Source organism: Flavivirga algicola (assembly GCF_012910715.1).
In the GTDB taxonomy this organism is placed as follows: Bacteria; Bacteroidota; Bacteroidia; order Flavobacteriales; family Flavobacteriaceae; genus Flavivirga; species Flavivirga algicola.
The window spans coordinates 60,788-77,230 of sequence record NZ_JABBHF010000002.1 but is presented as its reverse complement, the minus strand read 5'-3'; the positions used below and the strand labels follow the sequence as shown (position 1 = coordinate 77,230).

Annotated in this window: 7 protein-coding genes; 2 read left to right on the top strand and 5 right to left on the bottom strand. The window is 35.3% G+C overall.

The genetic code is table 11. The annotated features are described in order from the left end of the window. Nucleotides 1–172: 172 nt before the first annotated feature. The gene (gene lysA, locus HHX25_RS03165; protein WP_169670040.1) at nucleotides 173–1,408 is read right to left on the bottom strand and encodes a diaminopimelate decarboxylase; all 1,236 of its coding nucleotides are present in this window, start codon (nucleotides 1,406–1,408) and stop codon (nucleotides 173–175) included. Between the two features lie 200 nt (nucleotides 1,409–1,608). Between lysA and sucC the strand changes: the two genes are divergently transcribed. Beyond that, nucleotides 1,609–2,799, top strand: a complete 1,191-nt coding sequence (gene sucC / locus HHX25_RS03160; RefSeq protein ID WP_169670038.1) for an ADP-forming succinate--CoA ligase subunit beta — start codon at nucleotides 1,609–1,611, stop codon at nucleotides 2,797–2,799. A 59-nt stretch (nucleotides 2,800–2,858) separates the two neighbouring features. Here sucC and HHX25_RS03155 read toward each other — a convergent pair whose 3' ends face one another. Further along, nucleotides 2,859–3,164 carry a DUF1456 family protein gene (locus HHX25_RS03155; protein WP_169670036.1) on the bottom strand — a complete coding sequence of 102 codons (306 nt, stop codon included), beginning with the start codon at nucleotides 3,162–3,164 and terminating at the stop codon, nucleotides 2,859–2,861. A 369-nt stretch (nucleotides 3,165–3,533) separates the two neighbouring features. Here HHX25_RS03155 and HHX25_RS03150 point away from each other — a divergent pair, with 369 nt between their 5' ends. Then, nucleotides 3,534–3,941 (top strand): TerB family tellurite resistance protein, encoded by a 408-nt coding sequence (locus HHX25_RS03150; RefSeq protein ID WP_169670034.1) that lies wholly within the window; start codon nucleotides 3,534–3,536, stop codon nucleotides 3,939–3,941. Nucleotides 3,942–4,010: 69 nt separating this feature from the next. On the opposite strand, the gene uvrB is transcribed toward HHX25_RS03150, so the two are convergent. The 3 genes from uvrB to HHX25_RS03135 all read right to left on the bottom strand — a co-directional run bounded on the left by uvrB (nucleotide 4,011) and on the right by HHX25_RS03135 (nucleotide 16,306). Further along, nucleotides 4,011–6,014, bottom strand: a complete 2,004-nt coding sequence (gene uvrB / locus HHX25_RS03145; RefSeq protein WP_169670032.1) for an excinuclease ABC subunit UvrB — start codon at nucleotides 6,012–6,014, stop codon at nucleotides 4,011–4,013. A gap of 27 nt (nucleotides 6,015–6,041) precedes the next feature. Further along, the gene (locus HHX25_RS03140) at nucleotides 6,042–11,198 is read right to left on the bottom strand and encodes a T9SS type B sorting domain-containing protein (protein ID WP_169670030.1); all 5,157 of its coding nucleotides are present in this window, start codon (nucleotides 11,196–11,198) and stop codon (nucleotides 6,042–6,044) included. Between the two features lie 182 nt (nucleotides 11,199–11,380). Further along, entirely contained in the window at nucleotides 11,381–16,306 is a 4,926-nt protein-coding gene (locus HHX25_RS03135) for a T9SS type B sorting domain-containing protein (protein ID WP_169670028.1), read from the bottom strand. Between the last annotated feature and the right edge of the window lie 137 nt (nucleotides 16,307–16,443).

Sequence of the window (16,443 nt, the reverse complement as noted above, 5' to 3'; positions counted from 1 at the left end):
CCAAACAGAAAAACACATAAGCTGAAACGCTTTAAACTGTTGCTTGTAGTATAGATATTTGAATTATGTAATTTCAGTATTGTAAGTGCAGAGAGTAACAAAAATTCTGAAATTAAAAATGTCCAATATAGTTATATATTGGACATTTTATTTGGTTCTTAATCCTAAGCTATTATTTAGCTAGCACTTTTTCTTTTTTTTGAGAAAAATCTACTTCAATTTGATTTTTAGTAATATCCTCAAAAGTTTCCCTTTTTCTAATTAAATGCGCTTTGTTATTATACCATAAAACTTCGGCAGGGCGATATCTGGAATTATAATTACTAGCCATTGAGAAACAATAAGCGCCAGCATTTTTAAAACATAAAACATCGCCTTCGTTTATTTCATTAATCCGACGGTTGTTTCCAAAGGTGTCAGTTTCACAAATATAACCTACAACCGTGTAAAAACGTTCACGACCTTTAGGGTTGGATATATTTACAATATCGTGATGAGATCCATAAAACATGGGTCTAATAAGATGATTAAAACCAGAATCTACCTGTGCAAAAACAGTAGATGTTGTTTGTTTTACAGCATTCACTTTAGTTAAAAAGCTTCCAGATTCACTTACCAAAAACTTACCAGGTTCAAAAGCCAGTGTTAGTTCTTTTCCGTAATTTTTGCAAAATTCGTTGAACCTAGCCGATAGTTTTTTTCCTAATTCTTCAATATTGGTCTCAATATCACCTTGCTTGTAGGGTACTTTAAAACCAGAGCCAAAATCAATAAAATCTAAATTTTGGAATTGTTTAGCAGTTTCAAATAATATTTCACTAGCATATAAAAAGACTTCAATATCTAAGATATCGCTACCAGTGTGCATATGAATACCATTAATAGTCATTTTAGTATTTTCTACTATACGTAATATATGTGGTATTTGATGGATGGAAATTCCAAACTTTGAATCGATATGTCCAACAGAAATATTACTATTACCACCTGCCATAACATGTGGGTTAATACGAATACATACGGGTGTTTTTGGATGTTTGGTTCCAAACTGTTCTAATATTGAAAGGTTGTCTATATTGATTTTTACTCCCAATTTAGCAGCCTCTTCAATTTCAGCTAGAGACACACCATTGGGCGTAAAAATAATTTGCTCAGGTAAAAAACCAGCAGCCAAACCTAGTTGTACTTCTTGAATAGATACGGTATCTATACCAGACCCTAGTGAATTTAAAAGCTTTAATATAGATATATTAGATAATGCCTTAACTGCATAGTTAATTTTAAGTTTTTTAACATTTTTAAAGGCACCAGTAAGCCTTTTATATTGATTTTCAATTTTTTCAGCATCATATACATAAACGGGGCTCCCAAAATCTTGTGCAATTTTCAGCAATTGACTTTCTAACATAATTTTCAAATTTTTTTCAAAGATATTTTATTCGAATAAATAAAAAATAAATAATTAAAAAATTGTACAAATTAAACAACATGTTAATTATTTAACAATTGAATTTTGCTATATGAATGTTGGTAAGTTTTCGTAATTAAATTTAGGGTAAGTAATTGCGATTATTTACATTTGCTTTTCTTAAAACGATTACGCGAATTATGAACTTACACGAATATCAAGGTAAAGAAATATTAAGTAGCTTCGGGGTACGTATACAACGAGGTATAGTAGCCCAAAATGCTAATGAAGCAGTGGCAGCTGCAAAACAATTAACAAACGAAACTGGAACGAGCTGGCATGTTATTAAAGCGCAAGTTCATGCGGGAGGACGTGGTAAAGGCGGCGGTGTAAAGCTAGCAAAAAACTTACAAGAGGTAGAAGAAATAGCAGGACAAATTATTGGAATGAATTTGATTACGCCTCAAACATCTGCGGAAGGTAAAAAAGTGCATCAAGTTTTAGTAGCCGAGGATGTTTATTACCCTGGAGAAAGCGAAACCGATGAGTTTTATGTATCTGTATTGCTAAACAGGGCTACAGGACGTAACATGATCATGTATTCTACTGAGGGAGGTATGGATATTGAAACTGTAGCAGAAGAAACTCCAGATTTGATTTTTACTGAAGAGATTGATCCTGCCGTTGGTTTGTTACCATTTCAAGCTAGACGTGTAGCTTTTAACCTTGGTTTATCTGGTTTGGCATTTAAAGAAATGACAAAATTTGTTACCGCTTTATATACAGCTTATGTAAAATCGGATTCTTCATTATTTGAGATTAATCCTGTTTTAAAAACAAGTGATAATAAGATAATGGCTGTAGATGCTAAGGTAACTATTGATGATAATGCACTTTATAGACATAAAAATTATATTGATTTGCGTGATGTACGTGAAGAAAGTGCTATTGAAGTTGAAGCAGGAGAGCTTGGTTTAAACTATGTCGATTTAGATGGAAATGTTGGTTGTATGGTAAATGGAGCTGGATTGGCTATGGCTACCATGGATTTAATTAAACAAGCAGGAGGAGAGCCAGCTAACTTTTTAGATGTAGGTGGTACCGCAGATGCGGCTCGTGTTGAAGCTGCTTTTAAAATTATATTAAAAGATCCAGCGGTAAAAGCTATTTTAATAAACATCTTTGGAGGTATTGTGCGCTGCGACCGTGTTGCACAGGGTGTTATTGATGCTTATAAAAATATGGGAACTATAAATGTACCTATTATAGTACGTCTGCAAGGAACTAATGCTGATATTGCTAAAGAATTGATAGATAATTCTGGTTTGGATGTTATGAGTGCTACTGAATTCCAGGAAGCAGCAGATAAAGTACAGCAAGTATTGGCTTAATTTCTTAGATTAAGAACTCTAAGCGAGTCAAAGAGTTTATGTAAAACAAAAGAGCAACATTAATTGTTGCTCTTTTTTTGTGGTTTGGATGTACTGAAGTTTTTGTCAGTTTTAGACTTTTTAGAAATTACTTTCGATTTTTTTTCAGGCATTGGACCTCTTAAATGAATGACAAGTCCATTTAAAAAATTACGTAAAATTTGATCCCCACATTCCATATATTTAGGATGGTCTTCTCTTCTAAAAAATGCACCTAATTCACTTTTGGATATTCTGAAATCAACTAGACTTAAAATTTTTACTATATCATCGTCGCGAAGTTTTAAAGCAACTCGTAATTTTTTTAAAATATCATTATTTGTCATAAGATTAATTTATATGTCTTTTAATTCTTAAAATCATTCAATTAATTCAAAAGGATATGTCATCCCAGCGTTTTCTTGGTTTTAACAAAGATACCTTAAATATTGATTATTAAATGCTCACTTTAAAGATAAGTTTTTTATGTGTAATTTGCTGTATGTCAGTATTTTGTGAAATATTTTTTTATGCAAAAATAATTTTTAAAAATGACGAAATGCAATTTTATTAGATGAATAAAAGGTGGTTATTGATGAAATAAATAAAACTTACGACCAAATACCTACCGTTTTTCGATAAGTTACATTATATACACGATTATTAAATTACTGTTGTGTGTACCTTTATACTATAATTAATTAATCCCCGAAATAATGATTAATAGAGTAGAAAAATTAAGTCTTTTGTCCGAAATGATTGCATTTGCAAAATATGATAAAGACATAAAAGATATAGAGTATAACTTTTTATTAGGTGTTGCAAAACAACTCGATATCACACGAGAAGATTTTGAATATTTAATAGATCATCCTGTTACTTATACGCATTTGAAATCGCATAGCGAGCGGATTGTACAGTTTCATAGATTGGTATTATTAATGAATATTGACCAAGAAAATGAAGGTAATCCTTCTGGTGCTATAAAGTTATATAATTTCGGTTTACGTATGGGGCTAAGCCATGAGTCCATTACAAAGGTACTGTATTTAATGGAAAGTTTTCCAAACAAAATTGTACCACCAGATGTGTTGATTGATATATTTAAAACACAATACAATTAATAATAATCTGCTAAGTATTTATTGAATGTGTTGTTCCCTCGTAAAGAGGGCTCTGGAAAAGCTAAAAGTTTAAACTTTTAGCTTTTCTAGTTTATCCTGATAACTTTTAATTTCGTCACGTAATTTTGCTGCAACAAGAAAATCTAAGGACTTAGCAGCTTCTTCCATTAACTTACGTTTTTCCCGAATTTTCTTTTCTAATTCTGGTTTTGTTAAATATTCGCTTTCAGGTTCTGCTGCTTTTAAAGCTTCTAATTCATAACTATAGGTGCTAACTGAGTTTTTAGATAAAGCATTATCCAAGTTTTTATTGAGTGCTTTGGGGGTTATATTGTTTTTTGTATTGTAGGCAATTTGTTTTTTACGCCTGTAATTAGTTTCATCAATAGTTTTTTGCATACTATTGGTTATTTTGTCGGCGTACATAATGGCTTTACCATTCAAATTTCTTGCAGCTCTACCTACAGTTTGTGTTAGTGAACGTGTTGAACGTAAAAAACCTTCTTTATCGGCATCTAAAATAGCAACAAGGGAGACTTCAGGTAAATCCAGACCTTCTCTTAAAAGGTTTACACCAACCAAAACATCAAATAATCCCTTGCGCAAATCCTGCATGATTTCAACACGTTCCAATGTATCAACATCGCTATGAATATAACGACATCGTACCTGTATCCTGTCTAAATATTTGGTTAATTCCTCCGCCATTCGTTTAGTAAGTGTGGTAACCAAAGTACGCTCATCTTTTTCAACGCGTTGTTGTATTTCCTCAATTAAATCATCAATTTGATTTAAACTTGGCCGCACTTCAATAATAGGATCTAATAAGCCCGTTGGGCGAATTACCTGCTCAATATAAATACCATCTGTTTTTTGAAGCTCATAATCTGCTGGTGTGGCACTTACATAAATCACTTGATTTTGAATGGCTTCAAATTCTTCAAATTTTAATGGGCGATTATCCATGGCAGCTGGCAGTCTAAAGCCGTATTCAACCAGATTCTCTTTTCTGCTTCTATCACCACCATACATGGCATGTACTTGGGAAATGGTTACATGACTTTCATCTACAACCATTAAATAATCATCTGGAAAATAATCTAATAAGCAGAAAGGGCGGGTGCCTGGCATCCTTCCGTCCAGATAACGCGAATAGTTTTCAATACCCGAACAATAGCCCAGTTCTCGAATCATTTCTAAATCAAATTCGGTACGTTCTTTAAGTCGCTTAGCTTCTAAATGCTTGCCAATTTCTTTAAAATAATCATGCTGCTTTACCAAATCCTCTTGGATATCCTTGATAGCATTTTGTAATACATCGGGAGAGGTTACAAACATATTGGCAGGATAAATAGTGAGCTGATCATACTTTTCAATAACCTCGTTGGTTTGAACATTGAATGATTCAATATCTTCAATTTCATCTCCGAAAAAGTGAACTCTAAAGGCGTCATCGGCATAACTAGGGAAAATGTCTACCGTATCACCTTTTATTCTAAAGTTTCCGTGTTTGAAATCGGCTTCTGTTCTGGAATATAAACTCTGTACTAATTGATGTAATAATTTTGTTCTGGAAATGACTTGATCTCGTTTTAGAGCCACCACATTTTTTTGAAATTCAATAGGGTTTCCAATACCATAAATACATGAAACTGATGCAATCACGAGCACATCCCGACGACCAGAAAGTAGGGAAGATGTGGCACTTAAGCGCATCTTCTCAATTTCTTCGTTAATGGATAAGTCTTTTTCTATGTATACACCAGAAACAGGAATGTAAGCTTCTGGCTGATAGTAATCATAATAAGAAACAAAATACTCGACAGCATTATTAGGGAAAAACTGTTTAAACTCCGAGTATAATTGGGCTGCCAGTGTTTTGTTATGTGCCAGAACCAGAGTTGGGCGTTGTACTTCTTCGATAACATTAGCAACGGTAAAGGTCTTTCCAGACCCTGTTACACCAAGTAATGTCTGATATTTTTCATTAGATGTAATACCGTCAACAAGCTGTTTTATGGCTTGTGGTTGATCGCCTGTAGGGCTAAATTCAGATTCAATTTTAAACTGCATTTTACAAAATTAAGCAAAATATACATGCTATCGTTTTAAAGTAAAATGTCCCGAAAATTCTCTGCCATCTTGCAGATAAACTCTAAACCAATAATCATCTGTTGGCAGTTGTGTGCCATTAAAAGTCCCGTCCCAACCATCAGATTGAACTGTTAACTGTTTTAATAATTTTCCGTATCGATCATAAATTAAAACAGCACTATTGGGCTGAACGGTCGAACTTATCCCTTTAATTTTCCAGTAATCATTAACATTATCGCCATTTGGAGTAAAATATTTTGGGTGTCCTATAACAGAAATAGGCAATGTAGAAACCCCACAAATTGCATCCCGAACATAAATGGTATAAAACCCAGCTTTTACATTGTTGAAAACTGGGTCTTCCTGATATATTATAAAAGAAGAGTCTTCAGCTCTTAAAGCATATTCATAATTACCTTGCCCTAGGTTGGTAGGGTCTATGGTTACTGAGTTGTTTTCTGATAAATCAACAATAGTAACAGCATCTTGGGTAATGTTTGCTCTTTCTGAAGCTTTTACATCAACCGTCAAAGTTCTGGAGCAACCTGTACCATCTGTTTTTGTCAAAGTAATAGAGTAAAGTCCTGGATTTGATACTGTTAATGTTGGATCATTAGAAAGTATAGCACCATCTTCATAAACCCATTCATAAGTGAAGATTTCGTTAATATCAGCTTCTATAGGGTCTAAGACAACAGTGAATGTTGGATCGGAAGTGCATACAATTTCTTCTGGGTTAATGGTGAATTCTGGTAAAGGGTTCACCACGAGATCAATAGTTGTATTTGCCGTACAAGAGGTGTTATCAGGGTTTATAACCGCTACAGTGATTGTTTGATTTCCTGATATTAGAGGGTTTGGAAGGGTTGTACTGTTTGTTATTGAGGTGCCATTTTCATCAACATAATCAAAATAGATATCCATACCAGTTTGAGTGCCTAAAATTGTACTGCTAAATATCGCCGTATCAAAAGGGTATTCACCATCATTATCAATATCATCTATGTCACCATCGCATACTATTTGAGGAGAAATCGGGTTCGCTATGGGTTGAACATCCACTCTAAATTCAATGTCAGTTTCATCATAACAAGGGCCATTGGGGTCAGCCGTATTGTTATTGGTAATCCGAACGGTAATAGTTTGTGAGGTAGATAGAAATGTACTTGGAAATGGACTGGAGATTAAATTGTTATCATAGTCGGTTAATTGATTTCCTGAACTATCGTAATAAGCAATTGAAACATCTGTTAAACTCTGACCATTTAACAAGTCAGTTTCTAGGTTGCTTGTATTAAAAAGGAATCCATTATTCGGGTCCGTATCATTATCACATTCAACAAAAGGGGTGATATCATGAGCTGTTGGCAAGGCTTCTACATTTAACAGAACATGTGCCCCCAAGGCTAAGCAGTCATTAGCAATATCACTATCCACTCTCACATATATAAATTGCGATCCTGGGTAACCTATATTTCTATAATTTGAAATGTTTGTAATTTCATTGATTTCTGCCAGGGCATCGGTTTCATTTCTAAAATAACGAGGAGGTAAAGGGTTTTGTCCTGGTGGTATGTTGCTTAGAATAGCACTGGTTACACTACTAAAGTCGAATGTTGCAATACCATCTCTATCGTCGTTGTTTGCATTGTCAAGACCATTAATATCTAAAAAATCATCACACTGATTAAAGGTTAATAGATAGGTTGAAGGAATAACCGTGGTCGATACATTTAATTGAATCTCGGAAGTACGGGCGCACCCAAAAGATGATTCTACACGCGCCCAAACAATATCCGAACTAACGGTTCTATTCACAAATGTAGTTGGATTGCCAATATAATCAGGACTAGTAGTATCTCCTGAAATGGCAGCTGCCTGAGTTAAAAAATAGGTAAATATTTCGTTAGAAGCATTTGTAGAAATTTCATTGTTAGCTTCCGTCAAGTTAAAAGGGCTAAAGCCAAGTGTTGTTAGGTCTTCATCGTCACATTGTATTAATGTCACAGGTGAATTGATTATAGGTAGTGGACGTACGGTTAATTCAATAATATCTGAATATGTACCACAAGTATTACCAGCCACGTTTAGGAAAGCACGATACTGATAAGTGTCTAACGATAACGGAGTCGAAGTTATATTCAAATTGAAGGTTTGAGAACCGCTATATACTGAATTGTCAGTAATCGCACTCCAGTTGACACTGTCACTACTAACTTCCCATTGAATCGTATCAATGGCAGATGTAGCTATAGATATGGTGGTGTTTGCAGATTGGCAAACTTCGGTATCAGATGGTTGTGTTGTTATGGTTATGGGCGCATAATTTAAATAATCACTATTGGGAATGGTATAACCGTCGCTGGCATTGGTAACTAATCCAGTATTGCCTGTTGTAATAGGGTTATCACTTAATAAATCGTCTCCATTGGCATCCGAAAACCCAGCTTCGATGACATCGCTACACGTATCACCATCGCTATCTAAATCGATATAAGATAGCACAGAATCACTATCCGAATCATTAGGCGTATAACCAACCATGTTGCTGTCTGGGGCCGTTTCGGCAGCATCAGCCCAGCCATTTGTTCCAAAGGTTGGTCCGTCTTCTATTCCATCTAAATTAGTATCGGATAGGGTAATACCCAGTTGTCCAGATTCTATTAAATCGTATATTCCATCATTATCACTATCTAAATCATAAAAATCGTAAATGCCATCAGTATCGGAATCCAATGGTGTGTCGTTAATACTAAAAACATCATCCAATCCATTGGTATCTATATCTGTATTTGATAATGTGATTAGCGTACCACTGTTTTCAATAATATCAGGGAGTCCGTCATTATCACTATCCAGGTCCAATTCATCTTTAACACCATCCATATCGGTATCTTTTTTGAAGCAGGTGAGTGACAGTATACCGTTAAATGTAGAGGCTGTAGTTGTGTTTGTTAATCTATGAATAAAAGAAAATCCATCAACCTGATTGGCAAAAAATTGATAATGGGTGTTACCTAAAGGAGCAGGGTTTATTTTGAAATGAATTTCGGATCCTGAAATTTGAGTGACACCAGTTTCAAAAACACCATCAAAATTGGAATCAACCAACAAACGATTATCAGGATCTACCAACGTGATATTTTTGTTGACTGGTGAAATTTTTGCAATAAAAAATTCACCAGAGGTTTCCACATGGGTGATCGCTGTATCTTCCATAAATTTTACATTCACAGGTTCTGTATAAACTAATGAATAGGTGCTTTCTGCATTAGCTGCAGGTTGAACAATACTTGTAAAACGGCCTGTATTGTTACCCGTTATTGTATTAGTTGCATTTCCAGAGCTATTGTTTTGGCTAAATGTCGATGATGTTATGACCGTATCAATAGAACTATCTTGAAAAATGAGTTGTGGTTGATTTGTATTGGCAATGTTTATGGTAACATCACCTCTTGACTCTGTACAATTAAGTATCCCATCATTATCATTATCGATATCAATATTGTCAATAATACCATCGTTATCAATATCATCGGGACAGATACTTACCGGGACTTCGGCCGATTCCAATCTTTCAAGTGTACAGGTAATTACTCCAATGAGTTTATATTTACCAGGTACTGTTGGTGTTAAAGTAGGTGAGCTTATAAACAAGTTCTGAAATCCTGTTCCGTCATCGAACCACCATTCAAAGCTGTCAAAATTTTGAGTATTGGCAGCTTCTAAAGTAATATTGGGAATACAGTTTCCCAACGTAGCAAATTGCGCATCGAAATTAATTTCTGGTGCAGAGGGAAAACCAGAATAAAAACTTCCAGATGTTGCTGCCCCATTAAAATTAAAATAGGCGCAGTATAATTCGTCGCTACTTTCTACTGAGATATCTCCTGAAAGCCCAGTAACCTTGTAAGTGACATAATCAGGTTTTCCGTCAACAGCATTAGGTCCACTTGTCGAAAAGCTGCTTATTGGTGTGTTGTTAATGGTTACGGTCGCTCCAGATTTTGTAACAACAGTAATACCGCCATTGTAATTTGTACTTCCAATGTTTTCAATATGAGCAATATTGTCCAGTTTTCCTCTGGCTTCACAACTTAAAGGTGGTACAAAAAATAGCCCTTGGTTGGCTTCGCTGTTGGTAGCTCCTACACCCTGATACGCAAAGACAGGTAGGGAAGTTTCAACATACATATTACCACTGCCATTATAATTGTTACCCTCGATTAAATAATAATCTCCTGCATTAATAGTTGCTACTGGTGTATTACCATTAATGCTTATCGTCGTATTATCTGTATGTGCTACAATTAAAATATTTTCCCATGCATTCTCACCATCTCCTTTAACAAAAATGTATTCTGTGCCAACTTTTGAGACATCGACAATTTGGTCTATACCATAATCTCTACCACCTCCATTAGAAAAACTACCATTGGCAGATCCACAATTTACGACTATGGGCTTATCCGAACTTATTAAGCATCCTATTAACCCATCCCGATTAGTAACAGAGGAACTACTATTTGTCGCTATGGTATAGCTTTCTCCTTTATCTAAAGTAGCATTTATAGGAATTGTACCACTATAATTTTTAATAATAATGCCAGCTGGAAGGTCACTGAATGTGACTTGCGTATTATCTTCGGTTGCCATAACTGAAGCGAAATTCAAATAATTATCTTGAGGGTTTTCATTGGTGTAGCTTCCCACTCTAAAAGTAGTCCCTAAAGCAGGGAGTCCTTTGCTAACTAAAGCTCCAGCTTGCGCACCGCCACCTGCATTCATTCTTACAGATACATAAATGGTGCCTTCTGCTTCAATAATATAGCCTTTGTCATTAACTACGACACTGGTTTGTGGAGAAGGAATAAATAGTTGTCCGTTTCCTGATCCCAGTGGGATTTGTTGCGGATTTGCATTCGAAACATTACCAGTTATATGACTGGTTACTGGTTGGCCTACAGGTTTAATAGTATACGGGATATCGGTCGCACTAGGCGTTGATACATATATGTATTGATCCCCTGGATTGGCATTACCAAATTCAGCACTGGTTAATGGTGGGATATAATGTGTTCTGCTTAATTGTGAATAGCCTTGTGTTGTAATGGCTATGATAAATATTAACAATACTTTTTTGTGAAAAGCTGATGGTTGCATAGGTTTAGTACGAGTAAAAAAGTCTAAATGAACTAAATATATAGTATTTAGTTCATTTAGACTTTATAAAAATAGGAAGGTTTAATTTTTTTAGATAAAAAGAATAAAAAAGACGGTTATTTCATAAAATAATCGTTAAAATAATCTTACTTTAATAATAACAACATTGAATTATAATGATATTATCGTTTTAATGCAAAGTGCCCTTTAAGATTAAAAGCATTGCCATCTTGAATGACGTCGGCAGAGAACCAATAATCATCAGAAGGCATGTTTTCGCCGTTGTAGGTTCCGTCCCAACCCACAGATGTATGCGCTAAGGTTTTAAGGAGTTTACCATGCCTGTTGTAAATATATACAATGGTGCCTGGTAATAACTCAATACCCACAATATGCCAGGTGTCATAATAACCATCACTATTAGGTGTGACAAATTTTGGGATGTCTATAACAACAACATCTTCAGTAATATCCATACAACCGTTTAAATCTCTAACAGTGACGGTATGTCTACCAAATGTTACATTTTCGAATACATTGGAGGTTTGAGGTTCATCATCATCTAAAATAAAGACATAATCACCAATATTACTGGTATCGATATCGACCGTTATGCTATTTGGATCTGCAAAATCAACCGTAGTCGTAAAGTTTATGGTGGCTGCTTCAGATTCTATAACGGAAAAAGAATGTCTATAAGGACAGTCACCCCCTATGGTGTATGGTCGCGTAACTTCTACCCAATAATCTCCTACATCACTAATATCATCCAGTAATATTTCTGGTGTTGTAGCTCCAGTAGACCATAAATAGATATCGTCTGGATATCTGGTTTCTGCACTAATAACCAAAGGCAAATTATCAATACATAACGGAACTATGTCGGCTATAGGAATAACAGGTAAAGGGTTTATGCGTGTTGAGAACCGTGTTGTATCATAGCAACCTGTGTTGTTATTTTCAATACGTGCATAAATGATTTCACTGTCGAAAGCGATATAATTATTGTCTATAGCACTAATACCAGCTTCTGCGTTAGCAAGGTCATTGTAGTAGGTAATAGTATAATCTGAGGCGTTTTGAGTCCCTAAAATTGTATTGGCCGTTAAAGTTGGTAAATCAAACTCAACTAAGCCAATAAATTCATCTCCATCATCACAAGTCACTAAATCAGGTACTGTATTCGCAACAGGGTTCGGATTTATTTGTAATTCAAATGAAGGAGCAATAAAACAGCCCGTTGTAGGGTTTGTAACCCTTATAAATATGGTATGGCTACTTGCCGTATAGTTAAATATATTGTTTAAAGGAGCTACATTATTGTTGGCATCGTCTTGAGTACTATGATATGATATATTAACAGTGCTAGGGGCATCTGAAATCATAGTATCAACAGTAGATAAATCAAATGTATCGGTGTCATTATCACATATAGGAATCGATGTAATGGGATTGGTTGGTGGTGGGAGGTTTACTCTTAATTCAAGTGGAACAACACTAAAGCAACTGGATAAAGTATTTGCCACTTTTATGTAAACCGTTTTAGCACTAGAATTAAAATTTGCTGGATCTGATATTTCATTCGTATTGTCTAAGCCATCATCTTGATTGATATCTTCAAAATTTTCAAAATAGTTTGTTATAAGACTGGTCTGGATTCTATCTAAAATTTCAAAATCTGCTGTTGTTAAATCAAAGGTAGTAGAGCCATTATAGTCTTCATCACAGCGTGTTAATGCAGTTGGTGTAGTAATATCTGGAGATGCAATGATAGTAATGCCTATAGTTTCAACAACATAGCACAACGAATCTTCACTCTCAATTCTGGCATATATAGTTTGTGGATTTCTTGTATTCTGATAATTGAGTGGTAAAGCATTTTCATTATTTTCCGCATCGGCCCTGGTAAGGTGGAATGTAATATTTAAAGGTTCTGGTGGGGTAGGACCTTCTATTTCCAGGATTTTTTCATTTAAATCGAAGGTGTCGATACCATCATTACTAATATCGTCACATCGTATAAAAGGTGTAGGAGCATTATAAACAGGATCTGGAGATACTTGTAATAAGAATGATGCTGTATCGTAACAGGTTGCATCCGTTATGTTTTCCACACGAACATAAATGGTTTGAGGACTAGATGTGTTTTGATATATTGCGTTTTTGTCTATAGCATTTGCAATATTACCAGATGTGGCATCTATTTCATCTTCGAAGTAAAAAACTTCTTTGCCCGTTTGCCCATTTAAAATTTCTGCATCTTTATCAACTAATAAGAAATCGGCTGTACTGCCACCAATTGTTTGGCAAATTTGAAAGTTATCAATATTAGCTGGAATATTTGGTAGGGTATTCACAATAACTTCAAGCTCAACAATATTATAGCAGTCAGAGGGATCAGTTATGCTTTCTACTCGTATGTATATGGTCTGAGTCATGGCATTGAATGTAGTCGGGTCACTAATAACATCTGTAAAGGTATTGGCATTATCAAAAGAGGTGAAAAAGTCTATATTCAATCCAGTTGGATCAGCGACCACTTCAGAAATTTTATCTTCAAGATTTATTACAGATTGACCATCATCATCCGTATCACAGATAATAAATGGGGCTGGTTGAGATGCGGCTGGTGCTAAATCGACTTGGATTTCGAAAAAATTAGTTGTTGCACACCCTGTATCAATATTTACAATTCTAGCATAAATAGGTTCTATTGAGTTTGTATTGGTATAAAAATCAGGTAATTGATTGGATGTGATGTTGTTGTCCGCATCTGCAGCAGTAGGAAAATAAGTAACAGAAAAATTAGTGTTACCATTTGTTACCATATCATCAAGCGAGTGCAAATCAATGCTAACGATACCATCATCATCCGTATCACAATAAGGAATGGGGTTAGCAGGGTTAAATTGCAAAATAGGGTTTACAAAAAGAGTTATATCTCCAACTTCTGAACAATTGCCATCGTCTAGACGCACATAGAGTACTTTGGGACTTGTAGCTGAATACAGAACCCCTTTAGGAATGATATTAACATTATTATCTCTGTCAGATTCTGTTTCATAAAAGGTTACGGTAACAGGATTGGGTAAGTCGTCAGATATAAAAGATTCAACGGTGGTTAGATTAAAATCTAAGGTGTCGTTTTCGGCATCATCATCACATAATGCGAAATCTCCCAAGTTTGTTCCTGTTAATAGCAAGTTAGCATGAATTTCAAGGGGGATAATGGAAGCACATAGCGTTGTATTGTCTTCTATACGTATGTAAACTGTTTGTTCTTCAAAGTTTACATTTTGATAATTGGTCGTATCGGCAATGGGGTTGGTACCAGCATTGGCATCATCAAAACTTTCATGAAATGTCGAGGTGACATTTGGAGGTAATCCACCAGCAATGTTGTTTATAGCATCGTTTAAATTAAAACTAGCAGTGCCATCTAAGTCTCTATCACAGGCATCTAAGTATAGTGTGCTTCTATCCACAATGGGGCTTATCGTAACATCGACCGTTAATGTTTCAGAGCTATTAACACAACCCGTTAATGAATTTATTACACGAATGTAAACGACTTCTGCATTTGGAGGGGCATTATTATTGACATATGGTGATGGTATTGGATTGTTGCCATTACTGGCATCAGCGGGATTACGGTGATAGGATACGATCAGGTTGTTTTGGCCATTGGTTATTTCGTCATCCTTCTGCGTTAAATCGATAATTGCAAAACCATCCGGGGAGTCATCTTCATCACAGACTTCTAAATTAGACGGAGGTGTTATGCTTGGAACCGGATTTACAACTAAATCAAAAGTGGTATAGGCAAAACAGTTACTGTCTAAATCGTCTATTCTTACATAAATAGTTTGACGCGGACTTGTTGTGTTAGGAATCGGTGTAGTAATTTCATTAGCATTGCTTCTAGCTTCAGCATCTGAATAATGATAAGAAAAGGTATAATTCGTAAAAGGAATATTGGCTATTAAGTCCGCATTTTTAGTGGAAAGATCAAATATTTCAATACCATCTTCACTTGCATCGTCACACAATTCATAATCACTGATTGGAGTAATGGGTTCTTCTGAATTTAATATAACATTTATTTCATCTTCTTCGGGACAACTCGTACCATTTAAATCTACAGTAACAACAACCCTATACGTACCACTTTGTATGGCGTTATAAGTAGGGTTTATGGCCCCATTTATTAAGTTATTGTCTAAATACCAGGCATAGGTAGCCTGTGGGTTTTGTATATCTGCATCTAAAAGGGTCGCACTGGCACAGGTTTCTATATCTTCACCTAGATCCAAAATTCTAAAACTGTCTCCTTCAATAAATACGGCAGAATCAAATGTACCATCGTTTTGGTCGGCAATAATTATTTTAACATGATATGGCACATTAGGTGTAATGGTTGTTGTTGCTGTTAATACGTTGGTACGTCCCACATAATTGGTGTCACCAATATTGTAGCCATCAAAATATTGTTCGTTTTGAGGCGTACAGGCAGGCAGTAAATTAGGTCGGATATTATTGGTGTTTACAGGGGCTGATGTTCCAGGCACTACAGCAATATTTTGGTAAGGCCCTGTACTGGAAGCTTCCCTGATAAGAAAAACAAACCCATCAGAAACGAGGCAGGGGTTAATACCATCGTAGTCTTCTGAAGCAAATAAATAGTTGAATTGAACCTGATTGGATATAGAGACAATGTCAAATTCTATAGAAGTCGCATTAAGGGTATTGGTAATGCCTAAAGCTGTTTCCAAATCTGGATCTGTTCCCCAGGTTGTAGAGCTCTCGCTAAGTGTTGGTGTAATTAAACCATTACCTCCAGAGGCAGCACTTCCCGTTGAAAGCATGATACCGTTCTCAAAAGGGAAATTTGAGCTGGCACGTTCAAAATAACCATAACTAGGTAGCCCGTGTGCATTACCGTTAACCGAGGAGGTAATATTTGAAATATCGACACAACCATCTACCAGATTGTCTTCTATGAGCTGTTGTAAGCCAACACTACTATCTACAGATATTTGCTGCGAGAATACCAAAGTATTGCTGCAAATAAATATAAATACAAGTAAGAAATAGTGAATAAATCTCATGGTTCGTAGGCTCTTTTTATTCTTTTAGACTAAATATTTACTTAAATAGTGTAGAGGGTCAATATTATGGTCGGAAAGTAGAAGTTTTTTAGTTGAAACACAAAAAAACACAACGAAACGCATTTTTATTAGTTTTA